The sequence below is a fragment of the Virgibacillus sp. FSP13 genome (genome assembly GCF_054048505.1).
This window is the reverse complement of sequence record NZ_JBSVKG010000001.1, coordinates 371,501-395,323: the sequence shown is the minus strand read 5'-3', so window position 1 is coordinate 395,323 and position 23,823 is coordinate 371,501. Positions and strand designations below refer to the sequence as shown.

Sequence of the window (23,823 nt, the reverse complement as noted above, 5' to 3'; positions counted from 1 at the left end):
TCCCGCTCCGGCACGAGTTCATCCGATTATGGACCGAGTTGCACCCGCTCCGGCCCGAGTTCATCCAATTATGGCACGAGTTGATCCTCATTCGGCCCAAGTTCACCCGATTATGGCACGAGTGCTCCTCATTCGGCCCGAGTTCACCCAATTATGGCACGAGTTGATCCCGCTCCGGCACGGGTTCACCCGATTATGGACCGAGTTGTTCCCGCTCCGGCACGGGTTCACCCGATTATGGCACGAGATGCACCCGCTTCGGCCCGAGTTCATCCAATTATGGCACGAGTTGATCCTCATTCGGCCCAAGTTCACCCGATTATGGCACGAGTTGATCCCGCTCCGGCACGGGTTCACCCGATTATGGCACGAGTTGATCCCCTCCGGCCCGAGTTCACCCGATTATGGCACGAGTTGCTCCCGCTCCGGCCCATATTCACCCAATTATGGCACGAGTTGCTCCCGCTCCGGCCCAAGTTCATCCAATTATGGCCTGAGCTGTCCCCGCTTCGGCCCAAGTTCCACGGACTAACGCTATTAGATCAAAAGAAACCTACTTACGAATCCACCTTCTTTTACTTTTGTCATGTGTTAGATTTGCCTCCTTCAATATTTTTGTTGCTACATTTTTTGAATGAAGCTTTAAAAACCATCTACATTCCACATTTCTTATCCATGGTCTAATAAGAAAAAAGTAATCTGCCAGGGCTTGTTTATGTGCATAACGAGAATGAAGATTACATTTAATACAATGCCAATTATTATAAATCCGCTCCATTCCCAACCACCCACATCCGGGGCAGCGCACACACGGCATAATATCCTGCTTCTTAATCGCGTACTGCGAGAGGATGTCCACGTCAAATTCCTGACATTCTCGCAATATTGCGTCACCAATTTCGCGGCTTGGTAATCTGACGCTATTACTGCGAGCGTATGCGGCATCTATCTCCATCAGCTTTTTCGGAACGTGTTCACCGTGTGCGACAACTTTTGCAATAGCCTCCCGATCGCCGATTACTTTTATAACAGTACTTGGTTCTGCGATTGCAATGAAAAAGTGTATGGGAACGCTAGGAAGGTGATGTTCATGGAGCCAATTTTCGATTTGAAGTTGGTGATTCTCGGCTTGGGTGATGGGGTGTCGATAACCTGTTTCTTTCTCCCCATCATCGCGGGTAAATTGGTGGAGGATCGTGTCAAAGGTGATGGTACCAGTGTAATTTTTACTATCGATAAGGAAAATAGCATGTTGCGTTATAACAATAGTATCGATTTGAAATGTTTTCCCGTTCTGTGTCTTCAGGCAAACATCATGCAAAATCGTATATCTGTGAGCGAGCTGATCCAGATGATAATCGACTTTCTTTTCACCAATATATCCTTTGAGTCTCTTTGCAGCGTCTTGTTGTAAATCAGCTAATTGTTTAAAATGGGAGGGGATTCTTGGAATAAGTGCTTCTACTTTTTCCAGCGGGCGTGGTTTGGGGCGTCGTCTTATAATCATGTTATGCTCCTTTTTATAAAATTGTAAAGCCGAGGAAAATTAACCTTCAAGTAATCATACAATTATTATTCGCAAAATCCAAATAATTTGACAGTATAAATAAATAAAATTATAATATACTTATAATGAAGTATCGAGTAGCGTGAACTACCCGATACTGGCAACTACAAACTGCATGTAGAGCAGTTGGCCAGCTAAAATCTGACTGGACAATAGAAGTAATCGCTAGCCTTGGACGGGTGAGCGATTACTTCTTTTTTTCCAGGTAGACGACAATAGTTACAATTAGTGTAAGTGTAGCAACAAATGATAAACTAAATTGCGCTACTAAACTTAATGCTTCATATGTCGTCATCCTACCACCTCCCTCCTTTTTACGGATAAAGGAGATGGCCAACCGCTCACTATACCTATGTAGTTGTTTATATTATATCATAAGCTTTGATAGATTGGCAGAAAAATCAGAATACAGGTTCGTGATTTTGATTGCTGTATCACAATGTTAATAAATATCACCTCCATTACCCGCATTTTTTCAAGCAGCTCGTCCATCTTAGTGCATTTTTAAATTAATTTGACAGAATAATAAAACATATTTATATTAAATTAGAATGAAGTATCGAGTAGCGCTAACTACCCGATACTAGCAACTACAAACTGCATAAAGAGCAGTTGGCAAGCTAAAATGTGACTGGACAATAGAAGTAATCGCTAGCCTTGGGATGGTGAGCGATTACTTCTTTTTTAGGGGGCCAAAAGTTAACATTTATCTTTTCTTGAATATACTTCAACCCCAACCGTATCAATATGAACGTTTAACTTCTCACTCCCAACAGCCTTATAATCCAGGATATCGAAAAAATAAGGCAGCGGATATTCCTCATTTAATAAGATATCCAGATCTGATATGGTTTTCCTTGTAACCTTCTCCCCGATTATGGCAATATCTACATCCGACCCTTTTTTATAACTACCAATGGCTCGACTGCCAAAAATAATTGCCTGATCAGTTTCTTCAAAATGCTTTAATGCTCTTACAATTAGGTCAACATCCCGGTCTAGTAATCCAAACATGGCCCCCACCATTCCTTCAATAATTTCCTATACAACGCTTGGATGGCTGGCAAATACATTGTCGTAATTTCTTCTACAAATTCTTTTGCTACGTTTTCATCGTACGTATGCGTGGTCAAATTTCGTTTAGACAAGGCTTCCAACCAAACATGACCATCATCAATTAATTCAATTTGAAATGCCTGCTTAATTGCATCTCTTGGACTCTTAATGATATAGCCTTGTGCTTCCAAATAATCCTTTATGACCTTCCATGATAGTTCGAATGTCATTTTAAAAAATTGAATGATGCCCGCTCGTTCTAATTCGGATTTTATAGGTTCATTGGCATATTTTTCTAACAGTTTATAAGACCTTTCAAAGTTTTCAAACCTCTGCTTCCAGCGTAGTTCGTTTGACGGTTCCATGCTTATCAAGCACCTCACTAAATGTTAATCCTATAAAAGCTTATTATAATTATAAATAGATTAGCACTGAAATAACGACAAATCCATCTCCATATGATAGACACTGTCATAATTCCTCACATACACTTCATCTATAGTTTCATCATTAGCTATCATCTTTTGACAAAATATTACCCGGGAAATAACTTATGAATTTCCGGAAATTTTAACATTATTCTACAAGTTAGCCGACTACTCCCAAACAAAAGGCGTTTGCTGATACACATAGTAATTTAACCAATTGGAAAATAACAAATGGGAATGCGACCGCCATGTATTAAGCGGTCTTTCATCGGTATTGTTATTGGGAAAATAATTCTTTGGCATTTCGGTATCCAAACCTTTATCAATATCACGCGTGTACTCATCTGCAAGTGTCGTAGCGTCATATTCCAAATGCCCGGTGATCATGATATGTTTTGCATCGTTGGACATGATAATAAACGCCTCGTCATCATATGTAGTAGAAAGCAGCGACAAGCGTGAATCCTGTTCAATCGCTTCCTTTGAAACCTCAGTATATCGTGAATGTGGTGCATGAAATACTTCATCAAATCCTCGTAAAAGCGGCTTCGATCGATCTAAGATGCGATGCTTATAGATGCCAAAGCGCTTTTTCGACAACTCATATTTATCAATTCCATAATGATAATACAATGCCGCCTGTGCTCCCCAGCAAATATGTAAGCATGATGTCACATTTTGCTTGGACCAATCCATTATTTCCGTTAACTCATTCCAGTAATCGACATCCTCAAAATCCAGCTGTTCAATCGGTGCCCCAGTAATAATCATTCCATCAAAACGCTGTTGTTTAACATGGTCAAACGTCTTATAAAACGTATCCAGGTGGTACTCACTAACATTTTTAGAATGATGCGTTGCCATCCGTAAAAATGTAATATTCACTTGTAATGGTGTATTTCCAAGCAACCGCAAAATCTGCAATTCCGTCTTCTCTTTTTCCGGCATCAAATTTAAAATCAAAATATTAAGCGGACGAATATCCTGCGTAACAGCCCGATCCTCATCCATCACAAAAATCTTCTCCCGCTTCAACTCATCCCGCACTGGCAACCTTTTAGGCACATTAATAGGCAAAACAACATCTCTCCCCTAACATCAGATTCTAAACCCCATTATATAATTGAAAGAAGATTAGAACAAGAGTGGGACATGGGGACAGGTTAGTTGTCCCAGGCGCGGGCATAGGCAGGGCAACGGATGCGAAGTGGGACACGGGGACAGGTTAGTTGTCCCAGGCAGTGTTATGGAACATAAGGTCAGAATAGTTATCCCAAAACGGAGAAAGTGATGTAAACTTCGAAAAAAAATAACAAAACACTTGTTCCCCACTCATTTGTCTGCTATACTATTAATAGAATATTCACACCACGTCAATTCCACTTCATAACCCTGCAAAAGGATGTGCTAATTTGTCTGTAGCAACATTAGTAAAGGAAGATACCACTAGCTACACCAAGCATGATCAACTATTCAAACAATTAATCCACACATTTTTCGAAGAGTTTCTGGAAGCATATTTCCCTGAAGTTCACCGCAACATCGATTTTCAGTCCATCAAGCCATTTTCAGAAGAAGTTTATACCGATTTGCTGGAAGGGAATACAAGGAGATTAGACATCGTCATTGAAACAAAACTAAAGGGCACGGATACGATCATTATCGTTCACATTGAGCCACAAAGCACAACTCAAACGGATTTTCATGATCGGATGTTTCGCTACTTCAGTCTGTTGTATAATAGATACAGAAAACCAATCATCCCTATTGCCGTATTTAGTTACGATGAAAATTGGGAAAAGGATGAATATACGATGGGTTTTCCCTTCTTTCACGTTCTCACTTTTCATTACATGACACTGCATTTACGAAAAAAGAATTGGAGAAACTATATTCAATCGGATAATCCGGTCGCAGCTGCCTTGCTCAGCAAAATGGGATATACGAATGAAGAAAGGGTACAGGTAAAAATAGAGTTTTTGAAGATGATGGCCAGGATGGAATTGGACCCGGCAAAACAACGACTGATTCATGGCGTTTTCGAAACGTACCTAACATTGAATAAAAGTGAGGAGGAAGAAGTAGTGAAGGAGATCAAACAACTGGACGATGCAGATAAAATTTTGGAATTGCCGATTTCGTATGAAGAAAGAGGGATTGAGAAGGGGAAGGAAATTGGCGAACAATCTGGAGTGAAGAAGGTAGCGCGTGAAATGTTAAAGAAAGGATTGTCCGTTGAATTAATTGCGGAAGTTACGCATTTGGAGAAGGGAGAGATTCAGCGTTTAGCAAAAGGTGAAAAGTGATTTTGGTCAAAGTCATACGTAATTACAGCACTATGTATCGGTATATCTTTTCAATAGGATGGTGAGGGGAATGAGTTTACAAGTGAAAAAGAAAATTACATTTGAGGACTTTAAAAAGATCCAAAATGAAACAGATAAAATATTAGAATATATAGACGGTTTAGTGTATATGGCACCCTCCACAAGTATGAAGCATCAAGAAATTTCTTCGTTTCTTCATGGCGAGTTATACATTTTACTCAAAAATAAAAAATGCAAGGTATTCTCCGCTCCAACCGATGTTATTCTGAAAAAAAGGGAAACAGATGAAAAGAAAAAAGTAGTTCCTGATTTGTTTGTTGTATGTGATCCGGATGGGTTTACAAATAATGAATATATAGGCATCCCAGATCTTATCATTGAAATTTTAAGTCCCTCTAATCAAGCTCACGATTTAGTCACGAAATTAAACCTTTACATGAAATATGGTGTTAAGGAATACTGGATTGTTAACCCTTTGTTGAACAATATAATGATTTATTCCTTAGATGAAAAGGGAGAATATCAATTGAATCTAATTTCTTCTGAGGGCACTGCAAAATCAAATGTTTGTAATGACTTTGAGGTAAAGGCAGGAGATTTATTTTCTTAAATAGCGGGGACAGGCCAATAATCCATATGCCGCACCCACACCCGCACCAAAAGCGACGAGTGGACAATGGCCTATCCCCATGACTCGCTCACATCCATAACGCCGGACGGACAAGAAACCTGTCCCCATGTCCCACTACAAATCCACCACACCCTCAATACTATTCAAAATCACGGTTGGTTTAATATGGGATCTCTCTACCATATCATGCCGAGTAATACCGGTTAGAACAAGGACTGCTTGCATCCCGTAATCCAGTCCCATCTTAATATCTGTCTCCAACCGATCGCCAACGATATAACAGTTTTCACGGGGGAGCTTTAAAATATCGGACACAATAAAATGGGCTGCATCTCGGGAAGGTTTGCCTAATATGGCCTCAACCTTCTCACCTGTGGCACCTTCCATTGCACCGATCATTGCGGCACAATCTGGAACTTGCCCGCCTGTAATCGGGCAAGTTCGATCGGGATTCGTTGCGATGACTCGTGCGCCGTTTCGCCAGGCTTGAAACGCATGGTTTAATTTTTCATAAGTGAACTCCCGATCCCAGCCTAGAACTACATAGCTTGCGTCCTTGCTATTTTCCGTTATGGCAATACCAGATCGTCGCAATTCATCAAAAAGTGGCTGTTCCCCAATAACTAGCACCTTGCCATCTTGTTTTAGTTTAGCTTTTAAATAACTAGCAACCAAATAGTTGGAATTGACAACTTCATTTCGATCCGTACCAATTCCCAACCGATTTAATTTTTCCACGTAATTATCAACGGTCGCAATTGATTTATTCGTCAAAAATACGACCTTGTCGCCACGCTTCCGCAAATAACTAATCGCCTCGGCAGCACCGGCAATTAACTTGTTATCTAAATAAACCGTTCCATCCAAATCAAAAATAAACCCCCTAGCCATTTTCCTTTCCCCCTAACAAAACACGTTCTACGATTGATTTCGTGAAAATCGGTTTGCTAATGCTTGCAGGACCAACACTAAAACGATCAGAATAATTGACATTGCTGCAGCGGAATAGTATTCAGCTCGTAAAATGTTTTGGAAAATAGCTAGACTCATCGGGGCCCAATCGGCGGGAGCCATTAAAATGGATATACTCGTTTCTTTGATAACTGTCACAAAAACCAATATCGACCCTGCTGCAATGCCTGGCAACATGAGCGGCCCAATCACTGTAATAGCTGCTGTCAGTGTGGAAGCGCCTAGATTTACAGCCGCTTCTTCAATATCTGCTTTAATAGATTTCATCGTTCCCACCGTCGATCTGATCATATACGGAACCCGCCTGATGGTATATGCGATAATTAAAATCGCCGCTGTACCGGTCAACTGCAATGGTGCCGTATTGAACGTCTGGATCAAAGCGATACCAAATGCGATGCCCGGGACGATCAGTGGGATGGTTGTCATGAAATCCAGGCCGGTGGAATTTTGCCGTACCACAAAGTAAGAAACAAACGTCGCAATGATAATGCTCAATAACAATGCGCCGAGTGCAAGGATAATACTATTTTGGATATTACCTAGTGAATTTGTAAAAATATCCTTATAGTGATCTAACGTATATCCGGAAGGCAATGGTTCCACTCCCCATGTCGTGGCAATCGACTGCATGAATACAGTAAGCATTGCCAACAGCGGAACAAGCACAACAATACTGGAAAAAATCGATAACGAGATCGTTAGCACTTTATTATTGTTCAATTTCATATGTTTTGGTTTTCCGGATACGGAGCCATAATCTTTCCCTTTGAAGAAAGCATTTTGCAGCCAAAAAACAAACCCAGCTACTGCAATCATGATGACAGTTAAAATTGCCGCGCCTCCCCAGTTGAAGAATCCGGCTATTTCGCGATATGCTTCAACAACGAGCAAATTTAAATCAGTTGGTGCGAGAATGATTGGCGTACCAAAATCGGAAAAACTAACGGCAAAAATGACTAACGCTGTGGAAAGCATACCCGGAATAGCGAGTGGAAAGGTTACTGTAAAGAATGTCAACCAGCTTTTCGATCCCATGCTTCTTGACGCTTCTTCTAATGAAACATCGCTCACTTTAAATGCGGCAACCATCGGCCAAAGTGCGTATGGAAAAAAGAAAAACACCTGGACGAGCACAATTCCGGTAAATGAATACGGATCAACTAAAAATCCTTCCCCACCTAGCGCCTGATAGATATACGTCACCCATCCGGCCCGGCCAAACATAATGATAAACGCGTATGCTGAAATGAACGTTGGAACAATTAATGGGACCGTACACAACGCGCTAATCGTCCGCTTAAACGGCATTTTCGTACGAGCAATTCCATACGCAATCGGTACACAAACAATTAATACAATTACTGAGACCAATAGCGATAAATACAAACTGTTCATCAACGCTTTAAAATACGATCCATTGGAAAAAACCGATTTAAAATTATCTAGAGTCGCATGTTTGAATTGATCAAATGTTTGATTTAATGTATCGAGACTAATCAGTGACCCAAAGAAATTAATGGGCTCCCCGGTAAAACTGACCAAAAATACGGATAGCAGTGGGATGATCAGGAATAAAATAAAGAAGCCGTAAATCAGCAGTTTCATGATTCCAATGCCGGTAAAATTTTTCTTCAGGCCTTTCATATCAATAACACCCTCTCAGGGGAAACGCCCAATTTTACTGAAGCTCCATTTTTCAATATTTGATTACCAGATTCATAGATCGTATCGGCGGTCAATGTATAGTCACCAACCTTAATATCGTATCTCACCGTTGAGCCTAAATACGTTGAAAATAGTATTTCCCCATCAAATGAGTTATCATATTCCATTGAGTTTTCTTTTAAAACATTAATATTTTCCGGCCTAATAATGACTTGAACCTCTTCTTTATCCGCAGTTGCAGATGATTTGATCGTTTGATTACCAATTTCAATCAAGGAATAACCATCTGTTTGATCAAGTTTTTTGCCAGGAATAATATTTGATGTACCGACAAAATCAGCGATGAACGGACTTTCTGGATTACTATATAAATCTGTTGGCGTGCCTATTTGTAAAATTTCCCCATCCTTCATGACTGCCACCCTGTCTGCCATACTCATTGCTTCTTCCTGATCATGGGTAACAAAAATAGTGGTGATTTTTAAATCTTGTTGAATTTGCCGGATCGTATTCCGCATCGCATGCCTTAGTTTCTGGTCCAAGTTGGATAGCGGCTCGTCCATCAACAATACTTCAGGCTCCATGACAAGTGCTCTTGCCAATGCGACCCGCTGCTGCTGACCTCCGGATAATGCGCTTGTTAGCTTTTTTGCATGTTCTGTTAATTCGACGTATTCCAGAATATCCATAACCTTTTTCTCGATATCTTTCGGATACTTCACAAGCCTACTATTCAGCATTCTCGTGTAAATGCCAATCTTTTTAAACATATTGCTCTCTTTCAGACGCTTTATATTAAGGCTGTACGCCACATTGTCGAAAACATTCATATGCGGAAAAAGTGCATAACTTTGAAAAACCATTCCACAATTGCGCTGATTTGGTGCTAATCCATTTGTTTTTTTATCACCAATTTTGATGACACCATTCGTTGGCCTTTCAAATCCGGCGATACACCTCATTGTTGTCGTTTTACCGCAACCAGATGGGCCCAAGAGAGCGAAAAACTCGCCCTCTTGAATGTCAAGGTTTATATTTTTTAGTACTGTTACTCCGGAAAAATCCTTTGTTAGCTGTTCGACCACAACAGACCCCATTGTTATCAGCTTCCTTTACTTTATTTTCGTCTTCCATTCATCCCTAATTCGGTCATAGTTTTCATTCACCCAATCGATATCTAAATCGACAGCATGTTTTTTAATTTTATCCAATGATAATGGTGTCTTTGATTCCACCTCAGGATTAATCGGAATGTGATACCAATCCGCTAAAATTTGCTGGGCCTCTTTACTCAGCATGAAATCCATAAATTTCTTCCCGCCCTCAGGATTCGGTCCATCTTTAACTAATGTAACCGGGTTAACAAGAATAGGCGTTTTTTCCGGCACAATAAATTCTACCGTTTCGCCATTCGCCTGATGTTCATAAGTCATGAAATCAAAGCCTACTGCAATATGCGCTTCACCCATCGCAGCACCTTTTGTAGGGCCAGATCCAGAGTCAGGAATAGAGTTTGCCTGATCTTTCAATTTTTGAAAATACTCCCAACCTTCTTCTTCCCCATGCTGCATCATGTAACTTAACACCATTAATGTAGCAGTCCCAGACGCTGCCGGATTAGGAAATTGAATTTTGCCCTTCCATTTCGGATCCAGTAAATCCTCCCACGTTTTCGGAGCTTCTTCCTCCGATACCAATTCCGTATTATAGGAAAATCCAAGCACAAACATTTCCGTACCTACATAATAACCATCTTGATGCTTCACTTTAATCCCGTCTTCCACTACCTCCCAATCTTCTGCACTCTCTGGAATATAGGAGGCAATAATGTCCTTATCTACCGCCGCTTCAAATGGAAGAATCCCGCCACCGCCATACCAGACATCAGCTTGTGGGTTCCCCTTTTCCGCCATCATCTTATTGACCAACACATTTGTCCCCGCATAATTCACATTGACCTTTACCCCATTAAGTTCCTCATATTTCGCCGCCAGCTCTTTCGAAAGCTCCGGAGTCTCCGGTGAATAAAGCGTTATCGGCTTTTCTTCCCCATCTCCACCGTCCGATGATGAATCATCATTAGCACAAGCACTAAGCAACACGAGACTTAACAAAAAACAAATAGATATGAATAGCGATAATGATTTTTTCAAGTAGCTCCCCCCTCTAATTTCGGTACTTTCTCTAAGAAATATATGAGCCTCATTTTGTTTTATGTGGGAAAAAAACAAGCAGTTGGGAGATGGTGCGGTGGGGCTTGTGTGCTGCGGGGGCGATGTTTCTGCTCTGGCGCCGATGTTTCTGTTCTCGAGCCGATGTTCCCGTTCTCGCGCCGATGTTCCTGATCTCGGGCCGATGTTCCCGTTCTCGCGCCGATGTTTCTGCTCTCGAGCCGATGTTCCCGTTCTCGCGCCGATGTTCCTGATCTCGGGCCGATGTTCCCGTTCTCGCGCCGATGTTTTTGTTCTCGGGCCGATGTTTCTGCTCTGGCGCCGATGTTTCTGCTTTCGCGCCGATGTTCCTGCTTTCGGGCTGATGTTTCTGCTTTCGGGACGATGTTTCTGCTCTGGCGCCGATGTTCCTGTTTTCGGGCCGATGTTCCCGTTCTCGCGCCGATGTTTCTGCTCTGGCGCCGATGTTTTTGTTTTCGGGCCGATGTTTCTGCTTTCGCGCCGATGTTCCTGCTTCCGGGACGATGTTTCTGCTTTCGGGACGATGTTTCTGCTCTGGCGCCGATGTTCCTGTTTTCGGGCCGATGTTCCCGTTCTCGCGCCGATGTTTCTGCTCTCGGGCCGATGTTCCTGCTTTCGGGCCGATGTTTCTGCTTTCGGGACGATGTTTCTGCTCTGGCGCCGATGTTTCTGTTCTCGAGCCGATGTTCCCGTTCTCGCGCCGATGTTCCTGATCTCGGGCCGATGTTCCCGTTCTCGAGCCGATGTTTTTGTTCTCGGGCCGATGTTTCTGCTCTGGCGCCGATGTTTCTGTTTTCGGGCCGATGTTTTTGCTCTCGCGCCGATGTTCCTGTTCTCGAGCCAATGTTTTTGTTCTCGGGACGATGTTTCTGCTCTGGCGCCGATGTTTCTGTTTTCGGGCCGATGTTCCCGTTCTCGCGCCGATGTTTCTGCTCTGGCGCCGATGTTTCTGTTCTCGAGCCGATGTTCCTGCTTTCGCGCCGATGTTCCTGCTTTCGCGCCGATGTTTCCGTTCTCGCGCCGATGCTCCCGATCTCCCGCCGATGCCCACACTCCCTCATCAGTACATATTTACTAAAATCAAACTACATCGTTAGACCCTTTCCATTATTCAGAAATTTGTCTATTATTGGTAATAACTTACGGGAGGGAGGCTTAATTCTACCTTTCATCTTAGACGTAGCATAAATCCAACTAAAATTAAGGGAGATGAAGAATTTGAAAAAAACAGCATTCAGTTTAGTAATTCTATTATTCTTTTCAATCTTTTTGTTACCTAGTGGAAATGTTGCTTTTGCTAAGAAACAGGACAAGCCATTACTGAATCCAAATCGCTTCTTAAATGTTGCCCACCGCGGTGCTTCTGGACATGCTCCTGAACATACGATGCCAGCCTATGAATTAGGTGAAAAAATGAAAGGGAATTACATCGAAGTTGATTTGCAAATGACAAAAGATGGCGTACTAATCGCGATGCATGACGAAAAAGTTGACCGCACAACGGATGGGACAGGCTATGTGAAAAATTTTACGTTAGCTGAAATTAAACAGCTTGATGCGGGCTCATGGTTCAATGAGAAATACCCGGAAAAAGCAAAACCTGGATATGAGGGGCTAAGCGTACCTACTTTGGAAGAAGTAATACAGAAATTTGGCCGTGGATCCCGATACTATATCGAAACAAAATCTCCAGAAGTATACCCTGGAATGGAAGAGGAACTGCTGAGAATTTTAAACAAATATAAATTAATCGGGCCCAATGCACCATCAAGCAAAGTACTCATTCAATCATTTAGCCCGGAAAGTCTAGCAATCGTACATTCTATGAATTCTAATATACCGCTAATTCAATTAATCTCTTATTCTGAGCCAGCAACAATCACCGATGAGGAATTAAACAAAATCGAGCAATACGCGGTAGGAATTGGTGCAAGTCACACGAAAATCGACCGAGAATACGTTCAAAAAGTACGTCAACATAACCTGCTCATGCACCCATATACAGTAAATACTAGAGATGACATGGAAAAAGTATTGGATTGGGGTGTAACGGGAATGTTTACAAACTATCCGGATGTGTTGAATGATGTATTGCGAGGCAGATGATTAAAAAGATAACGGGGACGCGGGGACAGGTTAGGTGTCCCAGTCCCCAAATCCCGCTAGAATAGGCTTTGCACGCACTTAATGCATGGGACAAGAAACCTGTCCCCATGTCCCACTATAAATATCCAACAAAATGAATTAATTGCCTTTGGTGACGCGGAAAATGACATAGAAATGATTGAATTTGCAGGTAAGGGTGTCGCCATGGGGAATGCAGTTTAGGACATGAAAAAAAGCAGATGAAGTGACGCTTTCAAATGATGAAGATGGAATTGCGTATGTGATTGAAAGGTATATTGGTTAGATTTTAAAGGTGGGGTTGAATTTCCCCTCCGCCCGTTTCAGTTATCTTATCCTGCTCTTCAATTAGGACAACATAACAAACGTCGGATTTATGAAAAAAAGGATGAACATCTGTCCACCCTTAAATCTGAAGAAACTTTTTTGAAGTGTTTTTGTGTAGGTAATCTAGTAGTCATTTCATGCCCATTGTTGTCTTAATACGATGGATGTCCACTTTGTTTGCCCAGGTGTCGTCCCGTACCAGCTCTAGTTTTACGGAATGATCATCCAGCACTTCTTTCAGAGAGCCGAATTCCTTTGCATTTGAAACTTTCATGCCATCGATTTCTGCCTTTAAGTATTCTTGGCCAGTCCGTAAAGCACGCAAAATTTGTCCATGCTCTTTCAACGTTTCGCCTTGCATTTCAAGCTTTTGTTCAAACCCTTCCATTCGCTTGTCCACTTCGCCAAAGCGTGAGTCCATGCCATCAAAGCGCTTGTCCACTTCACCAAAGCGTCCGTCTATGCCGTCGAAGCGCTTGTCCACTTCGCCAAAGCGTACGTCTATACCATCAAAGCGCTTGTCCATACTATCAAGTCTTTCCGTGATGGCCTCCAGCATACCGATGATCTGATCTTCTTTTTCCAATCTATTCACCTCCTCTTATTCTTTTGTCTAGTATAGCATATTCCGAACTGCTAAAGTCGATATTTGAAGGATTCTTTATCAAATACCTACCCCATTCAAATCCAAAGCCACACCCGCAACAAGAAAAGCCCCCGGCCGTGGGACGTGGGGACAGGTTAGGTGTCCCAGTCCCCAAATCCCGCTAGAATAGGCTTTGCACGCACTTCATGCATAGGACAAGAAACCTGTCCCCATGTCCCACCTCTAATTTTTTAGTGTGTTGGTTAGGTTTGTGATTTTCTTTTGGTCGAAGGGGTTTGCGAGTGTTTGATCGATTCTAATAGCTTTACCAAAGTGATATTGGTTTGCGTTTACTGTTTTATGAATGTCTTGGATATTTTCAGGTGTTAGGCCGGATCCAGGCATTATTTTAGGTCCATCCAGTTTTTTAGCGGTGTGTACGAGTTCTTGCAATTTGCTTTTCCCTGCAACACAGTCATGTTCACCACCCGAAGTCAGAATTCGTTTCACGTTTTGCTTGTATTTGGTTAAGGTTTGATATGCATCGTGAAGTGAAGTCACTTCGTCAAACGCTCGGTGAAACGTAATATCCAGTTGTGGTGAAATCTCCATTACATTTTCAAGGACCTTTTCATTTATTGTGTTGTCTTTATTCAATGCCCCAAATACGATCCCGTTCCCGCCGAGTTCCAATACATTCTTAATATCTTCATAAATGATTTGCAGGTCGGCGTTTGTATAATAATAATGATAACTGTGTGGTCGAATCATCACTTGAACTGGGATCGACACACTATGAAGAACCTGTTTTATTGTTCCATAGCTTGGTGTCAATCCTCCCTCTTGTATGGCAGATACTAATTCGATTCTATCAGCGCCAAGTTCTTCCGCCTGTTTTGCCTCTTGACCATTTTGTGCGATCACTTCTAGCTTCATATTACTCAACTTCCTTTTCATTTAAAATTTTCCTTGCCCAGGTGGGACGCAGGGACAGGTTAGTTGTCCCAGCTCAGTTATCGATGAGGGCGGGGCTTAGCGGCGGGACAAGGAACCTGTCCCCATGTCCCGGCGGCTTTATGACCCGCAGCACAATAGCAGGATAGGGCTTCATCCCTTGTCCTGCTATTTCTTCTTCTTTTTCCATCTTTTTTTCTTTTTAGTTTTTGGTTTTGCAATTTTTAATGTTCTTACTCTATCCGGTAGTTTCTTGCTTTGTGCGCCCATATACATTTCAGCGAATGGATAGAAGGTCTCTATTTTTTCTGGGTCAAGGTTCTTTATATTTTTTTCAATTACATCCACTTTTAATTCTTTCCCTGTAGGCAAAAACGGAATTTCCCCATCTGTAAAATGATGTATGCTAAATAATTCCAGTAAGCCAATAGCCACCATTTCCCGCAAGTTTTCTGGAGACAATGCTTGATAATCACTGGCACCTAATAATAACTGTTTATAATGATAAGCAGCTTTTTCTAACTCTTCCATCTGACTGAAAAACCCACCGAGTGTAAAATGGGATTCTAATTGACCAGGATCAATAAGTAAAGAATATTCGTAAACACACGCCGCCAGCTCTGGGCGATTTCCTTTATCATATAAATTACCGAGCCGGTTCCAAATGAAAGAATTGGTCGGGTCTTCTTTTAACTTGTTTAAAAGATGCATTTCACCATCGGAACTAAATAAATGCCAGCTTCCGTCATACAATCGGCTTTCCCCTATTTCAAATCTATCCTTCATTCCCCCGACAGCACTTGCCAGCACTCCGGCCATAGAAGCGGTTGAAAATTGCGTTGGCATCTCCCAGTTACCTGCATCATTACAATGTTTGCAGCGGAAATAGCCCGTAGTTTGTATCTTACTAGCCGGGTCACCAGCATTTTTCTTCTCGCTGTGATTATAAATCATCAGCCCGACATCATACTTTCCTTTTCGCCCGCAACTGTTACACTTTATCATGAACGAATTTTCTCCAAAATGCTTCTTAATATTTTCCTTTTTTCTATTTATCTGCATAGCATATTTCCCCGGTAACCATGATAGAGTTGGTGAGCTTGGAATATCTGCTACATCTTTACCTGTCAGTTGTTGAATCAACAATGGATTAATTTGCGCGCCAGGCACCTCAATCACTCCCTCAATTTTTAGTACATTTTTCTATTATACTAGTAGATGGGGTGGATGGACAGGTTCATTCGATCCCTTTCCAGCTATGAGGGGTGAATTTTTTAGGTTTTCTTTGTTAATAAAACTCTTAAATTAAATGAGATTGAGTAATACGCGGTGGGAATTTGTGCAAGTCGACCGGGAATACATTCAAAAAATTCGCTAGCAAAACCAACTTACGCACCCTTATACAGTAAATACCAGAGAGGACATGGAAAAAGTGCTGGACTGGGATGTGACGGGAATGTTTACGAACTATCCGGATGTGTTGAATGAGATTTTGCGGAGTTGATGATTAGATAAACAAAAAACGAAGCAAACGTGACGCTTTTGCTTCGTTTTTCTTTTTGACCGTGTCGGAAAGGTCGGTGATCTGTTACGGAATGCAAGTACACCAGCCTTAGCGATGCAGGATCCTGGACAGGGACACCTAGTAAGGTGTAGCGTTTCAGCTGAATAGAATTAAGTCTCCGAGACGAGAGCTCTGAGCTAGATCCAAGTCAGATTTGCACGATCCACCCTGCCGATGCGGAATGCCTCGTACTAGACTCGTAGTGCACGTCCTTTCCCGCTTTGACTTACTCTCCCTCAACTTTGGGATTGGTACTTCAATCGCCATTTGCTTGTATCCGATCGACCTGAACCGCTCAATCGATTTTCTTTTCGTCTTGATCAAGATAAACATACAGACCTTAGCTTTATATTAATAACAGTGTATCTTACTCAATCTTTTTATACATTTTTATTATTTCTTGCGTATGATAGGTCAAGCTTCTTTTTGCTTCCGGAGAAATATTGTCTTGATTTGATTTTCGATTCATATGGAACAAATATTTCTCCAAGAACTTTATGGTATTTTTCCTAGATCCATTTTCGAAGTGGTGCCTAGCTTGCTTCAATGAATTCGTTAATTGTTTTACCAAGGGTCCTGTCAATTCATCATTCTCTATAAATTTGTCCATTTCATTTTGTAAATCAGAAAGCTTGCCTGGAATCCATGCATTTGGGATTGGAACGTTAGCCCAATCGATATCTGATGCAAAATAAAAACTTGTATATGCAGGTTGGTTATAACCAGTATTTTGTCTGGCTACACCCGCTCTGTACTGGCGATCATGCATTAGCGTATACAATTTATGTTCTGTCACTTCTGTGTTGAGATAAATACGGATAGCGGAACTATCAGTTGTTCTAACAGCAAGTTCCTCTCTCCAATCGCCAAATATGTCAGCCACTAAACTTGGATTGCCCTTTGTGCCATTATTTGTTCTTGTTCCGGTAGCATTAAGGACTGTTCCCTTTTTCCAATTATCAATGGTCGGCGTTTCTGATTTTATACCGTTAATAACTTGTGTTGTCATATCTGCAGACCATTTTATATTCATGTTTGTACCAGGCATTTTATTATTTATTTTTGTTCCATTCGCTGTCCACAATCCAATAGCCCATGTTTCTAGGCCTCGGTTGTCAGGGTCAATGTCTCCTATCATTCCCCGACCAGTGTCTTCTCCAGAATAATCTCCATATATTACTTCTCCGGTTGCTCCGTCACGTAATGCGTATCCATAAGGGGCGTGTACTCCACTTTCATGTACCATAAATATTTCTAATCCAGGCCTATCCGGGTCAATATCTGTAACATGTAGCGCATCGCCATGTCCAAGCCTGGCCACTGAGCCGGGATCTGCACTTTCGGGAGGCATTACGTCCATTGAACTGTATAATAATGACCCGTTATGATCAATTGTTGCTGCGCCGTAAACAATTTCTTGTTTTCCGTCTCCATCAACGTCTGCAGCACTCATTGAATGAGCACCTTGTGTTGTAATAGAACCAAATTCCTCGTCTGTTCCCGATTTTCCATGAGGGGAGTCATTAAATGGATTGTCCATAATTGTCCAACCACTATCAACATTCCAATATTCATTTAGATGTTCACCATCCCAGCTATAAGAGACCAGAGCAGCTCTTGTGTAATACCCTCTAGCAAAAACTGCATATGGTTTTTTGCCGTCTAAGTATGCCACGCCGGAAAGGAACCGGTCAACACGGTTACCAGGTTCTATTCTTGACATCGCATAGTCTCCCCACATTAAACCGTCGTCATGGCGACCAGGCTTATAGTGAACGGTTTCGAGTTCTTGTCCAGTTGCTCCCTCAAACACTGTTAAATATTCAGGACCTTCGAGAATAAAACCTTCGAATTCTCTTAGATCATTGCGACTGCTTCGATTTGGAGCGTAAACATCGATAAAGTAATCGGCTAAGTTTTCCGCATCTTCCTTTGTTAGTGGATATTCATATTGCTTTTCAATACCAAAGCATTCTTCTAAGGTTTCCGGCCAGTTTCCTTTTAACACTTGCTTATGTTCATGCCACCCCATAAACTCTTCTACAATATGATCATAGTAATCTTCACTACTCATCCGATAGTCATCCTGATGACTGTAACCGGCCTTTTTATCGTCCTGAGTCATCGTTATATACTCTTCTGATACAACATTGCCTTTCTGATCAAACTTTATGGTTTTTGTTCCGGGTGCGGTTTTTAACATTAGCTCAGCTTTTCCGTTTCCATCAAAATCATAAACCAAGAATTGTGTATAGTGGGCACCCGACCTGATATTCACACCAAGGTCAATTCTATACCGGATCCATCAAACTCATAGCAGTCAATATACGTTTTCCCTGTATATCCGACCTGTGACACGTCTTTAGAGTTTGTAGGGTCCCATTTTACAAAAAATTCATATTGCCCGTCACCATCTACATCCCCGACACTCATATCATTTGCATGATAAGAATATGTGACCCCGTCTGGTGTCACTCCATTTTCAGGTTTCTGCAGCGGTAAATCATAATAAGAATTTTCCCAAGGGGTAACGGGCGAACTCTGATGTACCTCTTTTCCATCAACTAGAACTTTTACATAATATTCATCTTTTCCTCTTCCGGATTCATCCAAATAATTAGTGCTGTTTTTCACAGTTGCGATTTTTTTACCGTCTCGATAGACATTAAAGTTTGCACCAGTTAAACCTGTTTTGGAATACCCTGTCACCTCACTCGCCAATAATCTCCAACTAAGAAATACGCCTTCAGATGTAGAAGCCGCTATCAAACCTCTATCAAGATTTTCCAATTTGGCACCTTCATTTCCCCAATTACTTTTCTCAGCGGAAACATTAATCATACCTGAAAATATTAAAGTCAATACTAAAAAGTAGATCAGTATCACTTTTACAATTGGAGCACCTTTTACATGCATTGGACCACCTTCCTTTATATTTTTTTTAAATAACCAAGTGTATATATAAATTAAAACCATAATGGTTATTTAAACAGTAAGTGCTTACATTATGAATTACACTCAAAAAGAAAACATCGATATTAATGTAACACTTTTTAAAATTATATAATTACTGCCTCTTATCTGAATTCTACTCTAATTATGTTGTTTTGTAAACGTTTTCTCCATTTGAATTTTTGTTTAGACTATATTTACTTTTAATTTCTATTGTATTTACGAATTAAAAGTTTTTATGGCATTTTTACTACTCTTACGAAGCATATTGTTTCGCAACTTTTCCTCCATTGACCAATCCTTAAAAGTGAAAATTCAATGAAAAAATAACTATTAATCCTCCAGAAGAGCTAAAACTGAATTAGTGATTAATAGTAGTGAAAACGCTAGGCAAAGAAAGGTTAATTCAAAGTTAGCTTAGGCCTAAGAATTTGGAGGATTGCAAAATCAATAATTTCAGTTAGAGAAAATGATTTTCATCTGTTTTATTTTTGGAGAAAAAGAGCATAGTAGGGAGAAGCTTAGCCCATTTCTCTTATCGAAAATAGAAAGGGCAAAGATGCATCCCTCTGCCCTGTTAAATTACATAATTATGTTTCATCATTAAAATCCCTATAGTAAATTGTCAGGTTGCTTATAAGACTTCCAAAATTTTATAAGCAAAAGGTGGAAGCAAATACTTTTCCGGCTTTACTTCTTTATCTTCAAGAAGGTCATAAAAAGAAGCAGTTAATTTCCACCCTTTCTCTTCATTTGTAAAATTTACTAACCAATATTGTTGTTTGTTATTTCTTATGTTTTTTCTAGCAATAACAACTATACCAGAATCAAGTATCAAATCATTTGTAAGATCCAGATTACTCGTATAATCTCTAATTACTTTTTGCCATATAAGCTTACCTTCATAACCCACTGGCATCGAACCAACAAGAACTATTTTCCCTTTTCCTAGTTGTTTTTCTGTAATAAAAGCATTGCCTTCTGCTTGCCCCTGCTTAACATAGCCTTTTACTTTTGTTCCATCATCTGGCTTAAATACATGACTCATCATCCCCAGTTCAGCTGTAATACCATAGCTCTCCCCAAAATTCATGCTATTTGTTGCAGGAAATTGAATAATATCTTTTACACCTGCAAATTTGCTCAACTCTCCTAGCCCACTTCCTATATGCCAGGTATGTTCCTTTGTCCGATCCCCCGTCATCGGTCCCGCTATCCAAATTCCTCCCTCTTCTACAAAGGTTTTTATTCTAGATAAAAACTCACTGGAAATATAATGAACAAAAGGAGTAAATAATACCGAACACTTTTCAAGGTTAAAGTTTTCTGGTACCAACTTCCTTTCTATTCCTAATTCTAAAAAATTCTTATAATACTCAGTCATCATATCTTTATAATTGTATCCATCGCCTGGTTCACTATCAAAAAAGGAACGAGCTCTGTCCGAATAAGTAATTGCAACTTTTACTTCAGATGGTTCCGTACTGTGTAGAAATGGCTTAATGTCTTTTAACATTTTTGAAGTATCAACCACGTTACGGTAACCAATTGTTGGTTCTCCCCAAGAGCTTACAACTGAACCATGGGGTTGTTCACAGCCGGTTCTTTGTCCTCTAAACAACCAATAATTGAAGGCTTGTGCTCCTGACGCGTATGTAGCGAAAGCTTCGGCAGTTACATATCCCTTTGGATGAAGCCGACCATACTCATGGGTGTGACCATTATATGAAGTACTAGTTTCTAATAACATATATTTTCTATTACTCTCCTTAATATTAGGCCAACGATCATTGTTCATCATAAATTCGGCATAGTTGTCGTATGTTGCATAAGTGTCATAACTTATAAAATCAAGACTGCGTGATAAAAGTTCATTATCTAAATCAAATCCCAAACTTGAATTATGAGTAATCGGAATATCAGTGATATTTCGGATAACACTCGCCTGTTCATTAGCAAATTCTGCAATTTTTTCTAAAGAAAATTCTTGATATGCATTAATAAGCGAACTATTATGAATAAATGGCGTTGAAATTGGTTGTACAACTTGGCTAAAGTTCAAATACGTTTGGCTCCACACTTTTGTACCCCACTTTTCATTTAATTCCTCAATTGATCCATATTTTCTTTTTAGCCAGTCATGCCATAATTCTCTGCAGTTTTCACAATAGCAGGGACCGACATGGCATTTAAATTCATTATCTAATTGAAAAGCAATAACGTTCGAATAGTTTTTTACCGTTAAAGCTATTTTTTCGGTAATTTTTTTGGACCTGTCACGAAAAAAAGCATTATTTGTACATATATGTTGCCGGGAGCCATGCGCTAATGGTGTTTTATCAGCTGTATGATGCAATCGTTCCTCATGATTATGTGTCATCCAAATTGGCGGTGTTGCAGTCGGTGTACATATAATAGCGTCCATGTTGTACTTTTTTAGTAAATCAAGTGTTTTTGTTACCATTGCCATATTAAAACAATCTTGTTCCGGTTCAAAAGTGGACCAAGCAAATTCACCGAACCTTACTAAATTCATACCCAGACTTTTCATATGTTTAATGTCTTTTTCAACAATATTTTCATTCCAAAGTTCGGGGTACAATGCTGCACCATAATATAATTTATCCAATTACATCAACTCTCCTTATCAAATTTATGAAAAATCTATTCTTTTACTGATCCACCAAGAATTCCGGAAATGAAATACCTTTGCAAAAATAAAAATGCAATGAAGATTGGTATAATAGAAATGGTAGCCCCCAACATCAACAAACCATAATCAACATTTTCCAAACCAGCCAAGGTCGCTAAAGCTACTGGCAAGGTGTACATTTCTTTTGATGATAATGTTATCAATGGCCATAAAAAGTTATTCCATTGATGTGTAAATAAAAAAATGGATACTGCTGCAATTGCCGGAATTGAAGTAGGTAAAACCACTTTAAAGAATATCCCTAGCTCACCACATCCATCGATACGTGCTGCTTCTAATAGAGAATCAGGTATTGACTGCATATTTTGGCGCATTAAAAAAATGGCAAATGGATATGTAAGTTGCGGAAGAATTACCGAAACATATGAATCTAATAAACCAAAGTTTGCAAAAAGTTCAAACTGCGGAATGACCAAGGCTTGATAAGGAACCATCATAGACAAGAGAATGAGTGAAAATATTAAATTCTTACCTTTAAAATTATATTTTGCAAAGGCATATCCGGCAGAAGCACTGATCAACCCACCAAAAATAGTATATATAACCGTAATTATTGTTGAATTTAAGAGTGAACGCCAAATATTTATTTCACTCATAAGGTTCTTTAAATTATCTATAAAATGTGATCCCGGGATAAAATTGGGTGGGATACTAAGTACCTTACCAGAAGGGTTGGTTGCACCAACTAGCATCCAGTAAAAAGGCCCAATTGTTAAAACGACGCCGATCATAAGTACAAAGTATAATAATAGTTTCTGAACTTTAATCACTTTCATTTCTTGTCACCTCCCAATTTAAACTGGGCAAAGGATAGTACCGCTATTATTACCACAACAACATATGCTATTGCTGAAGCGTATTCGAAATCAAAATATTGAAACGCATTTTGATATAAATACATTGTTACGGTCGTTGTGGAATTTACTGGTCCACCACCAGTTAAGTTATATGGCTCATCAAATAATTGAAGAGTTCCAATGGTTGATGTAATAACCGTAAATAATATAACAGGCTTCAACTGGGGAATTGTAATTGAGAAAAACTGTCTGATCTTACCTGCCCCATCAATCCGTGCAGCTTCATACAGATCTGTAGAAATACTTTGTAAACCTGCTAGCAAAATAATCATATTATATCCTGTCCATCTCCAGATCGTTACTAGAACTATCGATACTTTTGCCCAAAAAGGATCATTTAGCCACCCGATAGAATCAATGCCAATAGAAGATAGCAAAAAGTTTATGATTCCATAATCCGGATTTAACAGTAATAAAAAAATAACAGACGCCGAAACGAGTGAAGTAACTGCTGGAGAGAAAAAAGAAACACGAAAAAATCCTTTCATTTTTAATAAAGGAGAATTCATTAAATTAGCGAGAACAAGTGCCAAAAAAATCATAATCGGAACTTGTACTACCAAAATAATGAGAGTATTACCGATTGACTCATAAAATAATGGGTCTTGAAATAACCGTATATAGTTATCAAATCCGACAAATGATGTTGTACCAGCCTCTGACTTTTGAAAACTTAATATAAACGATTGCACAATAGGATAGGCTGTAAACAACAAGAAAAATAACACAGCCGGAAATATAAAAACATATGGTGCTGTTTTAGGATTAATTATTGACTTTGCAGACTTATTTTTATTATTTTTGAACTGTTTTTTATGACTATTAGTCTCCGTATTATTATATGTAGATGAAGGAATACCCAAGTTGATCATCCTTTCTCAAAAGATTAACGTTAGGCTTCCAAA

Annotated in this window: 20 protein-coding genes and 2 pseudogenes; 5 read left to right on the top strand and 17 right to left on the bottom strand. The window is 40.1% G+C overall.

The window, feature by feature from the left end; translation table 11 throughout:
- Positions 1-553: 553 nt before the first annotated feature.
- The 5 genes from ACW2QC_RS01680 to metA all read right to left on the bottom strand — a co-directional run bounded on the left by ACW2QC_RS01680 (position 554) and on the right by metA (position 4,128).
- Positions 554-1,507 (bottom strand): nuclease-related domain-containing protein, encoded by a 954-nt coding sequence (locus tag ACW2QC_RS01680; protein WP_457542237.1) that lies wholly within the window; start codon positions 1,505-1,507, stop codon positions 554-556.
- Positions 1,508-1,754: 247 nt separating this feature from the next.
- Entirely contained in the window at positions 1,755-1,862 is a 108-nt protein-coding gene (locus ACW2QC_RS01675; protein ID WP_457542236.1) for a putative holin-like toxin, read from the bottom strand.
- Between the two features lie 404 nt (positions 1,863-2,266).
- A complete protein-coding gene (locus tag ACW2QC_RS01670; RefSeq protein WP_457542235.1) occupies positions 2,267-2,581 on the bottom strand; it encodes a nucleotidyltransferase domain-containing protein in 315 nt (104 codons plus the stop codon).
- A complete protein-coding gene (locus ACW2QC_RS01665) occupies positions 2,566-2,988 on the bottom strand; it encodes a nucleotidyltransferase substrate binding protein (RefSeq protein ID WP_457542234.1) in 423 nt (140 codons plus the stop codon). The genes ACW2QC_RS01670 and ACW2QC_RS01665 overlap by 16 nt, the downstream gene beginning before the upstream one ends.
- Positions 2,989-3,219: 231 nt before the next feature.
- The gene (gene metA, locus ACW2QC_RS01660) at positions 3,220-4,128 is read right to left on the bottom strand and encodes a homoserine O-acetyltransferase MetA (protein WP_457542233.1); all 909 of its coding nucleotides are present in this window, start codon (positions 4,126-4,128) and stop codon (positions 3,220-3,222) included.
- A 335-nt stretch (positions 4,129-4,463) separates the two neighbouring features.
- On the opposite strand from metA, the gene ACW2QC_RS01655 reads away from it, so the two are divergent.
- Entirely contained in the window at positions 4,464-5,357 is an 894-nt protein-coding gene (locus tag ACW2QC_RS01655; protein WP_457542232.1) for an Rpn family recombination-promoting nuclease/putative transposase, read from the top strand.
- 70 nt (positions 5,358-5,427) lie between these two features.
- Complete coding sequence (locus tag ACW2QC_RS01650; RefSeq protein WP_457542231.1) at positions 5,428-5,988, top strand: Uma2 family endonuclease; 561 nt, start codon at positions 5,428-5,430, stop codon at positions 5,986-5,988.
- A gap of 135 nt (positions 5,989-6,123) precedes the next feature.
- Here ACW2QC_RS01650 and ACW2QC_RS01645 read toward each other — a convergent pair whose 3' ends face one another.
- From ACW2QC_RS01645 to ACW2QC_RS01625, 5 genes are read right to left on the bottom strand one after another with little or no spacing between them, the layout of a single operon-like run.
- Positions 6,124-6,900 carry an HAD-IIA family hydrolase gene (locus ACW2QC_RS01645; RefSeq protein WP_457542230.1) on the bottom strand — a complete coding sequence of 259 codons (777 nt, stop codon included), beginning with the start codon at positions 6,898-6,900 and terminating at the stop codon, positions 6,124-6,126.
- Between the two features lie 27 nt (positions 6,901-6,927).
- Positions 6,928-8,628 (bottom strand): ABC transporter permease, encoded by a 1,701-nt coding sequence (locus tag ACW2QC_RS01640; protein ID WP_457542229.1) that lies wholly within the window; start codon positions 8,626-8,628, stop codon positions 6,928-6,930.
- On the bottom strand, positions 8,625-9,746 hold the full coding sequence (locus tag ACW2QC_RS01635) for an ABC transporter ATP-binding protein (protein ID WP_457542228.1): 1,122 nt from the start codon (positions 9,744-9,746) through the stop codon (positions 8,625-8,627). The genes ACW2QC_RS01640 and ACW2QC_RS01635 overlap by 4 nt, the downstream gene beginning before the upstream one ends.
- Before the next feature lie 15 nt (positions 9,747-9,761).
- The gene (locus ACW2QC_RS01630; protein ID WP_457542227.1) at positions 9,762-10,802 is read right to left on the bottom strand and encodes an ABC transporter substrate-binding protein; all 1,041 of its coding nucleotides are present in this window, start codon (positions 10,800-10,802) and stop codon (positions 9,762-9,764) included.
- A 49-nt stretch (positions 10,803-10,851) separates the two neighbouring features.
- Positions 10,852-11,892, bottom strand: a complete 1,041-nt coding sequence (locus ACW2QC_RS01625; RefSeq protein WP_457542226.1) for a hypothetical protein — start codon at positions 11,890-11,892, stop codon at positions 10,852-10,854.
- Positions 11,893-12,050: 158 nt separating this feature from the next.
- Between ACW2QC_RS01625 and ACW2QC_RS01620 the strand changes: the two genes are divergently transcribed.
- Positions 12,051-12,947, top strand: coding sequence for a glycerophosphodiester phosphodiesterase (locus ACW2QC_RS01620; protein ID WP_457542225.1), 897 nt, complete (start codon positions 12,051-12,053; stop codon positions 12,945-12,947).
- Between the two features lie 81 nt (positions 12,948-13,028).
- Positions 13,029-13,169 (top strand): HAD hydrolase family protein, encoded by a 141-nt coding sequence (locus tag ACW2QC_RS01615; protein ID WP_457542224.1) that lies wholly within the window; start codon positions 13,029-13,031, stop codon positions 13,167-13,169.
- Positions 13,170-13,422: 253 nt separating this feature from the next.
- On the opposite strand, the gene ACW2QC_RS01610 is transcribed toward ACW2QC_RS01615, so the two are convergent.
- From ACW2QC_RS01610 to ACW2QC_RS01600, 3 genes are all read right to left on the bottom strand, one after another.
- Positions 13,423-13,878 carry a hypothetical protein gene (locus tag ACW2QC_RS01610; protein WP_457542223.1) on the bottom strand — a complete coding sequence of 152 codons (456 nt, stop codon included), beginning with the start codon at positions 13,876-13,878 and terminating at the stop codon, positions 13,423-13,425.
- A 243-nt stretch (positions 13,879-14,121) separates the two neighbouring features.
- Positions 14,122-14,835, bottom strand: coding sequence for a copper homeostasis protein CutC (locus ACW2QC_RS01605; protein WP_457542222.1), 714 nt, complete (start codon positions 14,833-14,835; stop codon positions 14,122-14,124).
- A gap of 165 nt (positions 14,836-15,000) precedes the next feature.
- A complete protein-coding gene (locus ACW2QC_RS01600) occupies positions 15,001-15,978 on the bottom strand; it encodes a tetratricopeptide repeat protein (protein WP_457542221.1) in 978 nt (325 codons plus the stop codon).
- Positions 15,979-16,228: 250 nt separating this feature from the next.
- On the opposite strand from ACW2QC_RS01600, the pseudogene ACW2QC_RS01595 reads away from it, so the two are divergent.
- Positions 16,229-16,336 (top strand): annotated as a pseudogene (locus tag ACW2QC_RS01595) (glycerophosphodiester phosphodiesterase); the annotation flags it as partial.
- Positions 16,337-16,763: 427 nt separating this feature from the next.
- Here ACW2QC_RS01595 and ACW2QC_RS01590 read toward each other — a convergent pair.
- The 4 genes and pseudogenes from ACW2QC_RS01590 to ACW2QC_RS01575 all read right to left on the bottom strand — a co-directional run bounded on the left by ACW2QC_RS01590 (position 16,764) and on the right by ACW2QC_RS01575 (position 23,691).
- Positions 16,764-19,312 (bottom strand): annotated as a pseudogene (locus ACW2QC_RS01590) (rhamnogalacturonan lyase).
- A 670-nt stretch (positions 19,313-19,982) separates the two neighbouring features.
- Positions 19,983-21,977: a beta-galactosidase gene (locus ACW2QC_RS01585; RefSeq protein ID WP_457542220.1), complete on the bottom strand. Its 1,995-nt coding sequence runs from the start codon at positions 21,975-21,977 to the stop codon at positions 19,983-19,985.
- Between the two features lie 35 nt (positions 21,978-22,012).
- Positions 22,013-22,837 (bottom strand): carbohydrate ABC transporter permease, encoded by an 825-nt coding sequence (locus ACW2QC_RS01580; protein WP_457542219.1) that lies wholly within the window; start codon positions 22,835-22,837, stop codon positions 22,013-22,015.
- Entirely contained in the window at positions 22,834-23,691 is an 858-nt protein-coding gene (locus ACW2QC_RS01575) for a carbohydrate ABC transporter permease (protein WP_457542279.1), read from the bottom strand. The genes ACW2QC_RS01580 and ACW2QC_RS01575 overlap by 4 nt, the downstream gene beginning before the upstream one ends.
- Between the last annotated feature and the right edge of the window lie 132 nt (positions 23,692-23,823).

What these genes read in the sequence shown, in the direction of transcription:
- ACW2QC_RS01680 (WP_457542237.1), bottom strand. Translation starts at nt 1,507, where the DNA reads ATGATTATAAGACGACGCCCCAAACCACGCCCGCTGGAAAAAGTAGAA.
- ACW2QC_RS01675 (WP_457542236.1), bottom strand. Translation starts at nt 1,862, where the DNA reads ATGACGACATATGAAGCATTAAGTTTAGTAGCGCAATTTAGTTTATCA.
- ACW2QC_RS01670 (WP_457542235.1), bottom strand. Translation starts at nt 2,581, where the DNA reads ATGTTTGGATTACTAGACCGGGATGTTGACCTAATTGTAAGAGCATTA.
- ACW2QC_RS01665 (WP_457542234.1), bottom strand. Translation starts at nt 2,988, where the DNA reads ATGGAACCGTCAAACGAACTACGCTGGAAGCAGAGGTTTGAAAACTTT.
- ACW2QC_RS01650 (WP_457542231.1), top strand. Translation starts at nt 5,428, where the DNA reads ATGAGTTTACAAGTGAAAAAGAAAATTACATTTGAGGACTTTAAAAAG.
- ACW2QC_RS01645 (WP_457542230.1), bottom strand. Translation starts at nt 6,900, where the DNA reads ATGGCTAGGGGGTTTATTTTTGATTTGGATGGAACGGTTTATTTAGAT.
- ACW2QC_RS01640 (WP_457542229.1), bottom strand. Translation starts at nt 8,628, where the DNA reads ATGAAAGGCCTGAAGAAAAATTTTACCGGCATTGGAATCATGAAACTG.
- ACW2QC_RS01635 (WP_457542228.1), bottom strand. Translation starts at nt 9,746, where the DNA reads ATGGGGTCTGTTGTGGTCGAACAGCTAACAAAGGATTTTTCCGGAGTA.
- ACW2QC_RS01620 (WP_457542225.1), top strand. Translation starts at nt 12,051, where the DNA reads ATGAAGAATTTGAAAAAAACAGCATTCAGTTTAGTAATTCTATTATTC.
- ACW2QC_RS01615 (WP_457542224.1), top strand. Translation starts at nt 13,029, where the DNA reads ATGCATGGGACAAGAAACCTGTCCCCATGTCCCACTATAAATATCCAA.
- ACW2QC_RS01605 (WP_457542222.1), bottom strand. Translation starts at nt 14,835, where the DNA reads ATGAAAAGGAAGTTGAGTAATATGAAGCTAGAAGTGATCGCACAAAAT.
- ACW2QC_RS01580 (WP_457542219.1), bottom strand. Translation starts at nt 22,837, where the DNA reads ATGAAAGTGATTAAAGTTCAGAAACTATTATTATACTTTGTACTTATG.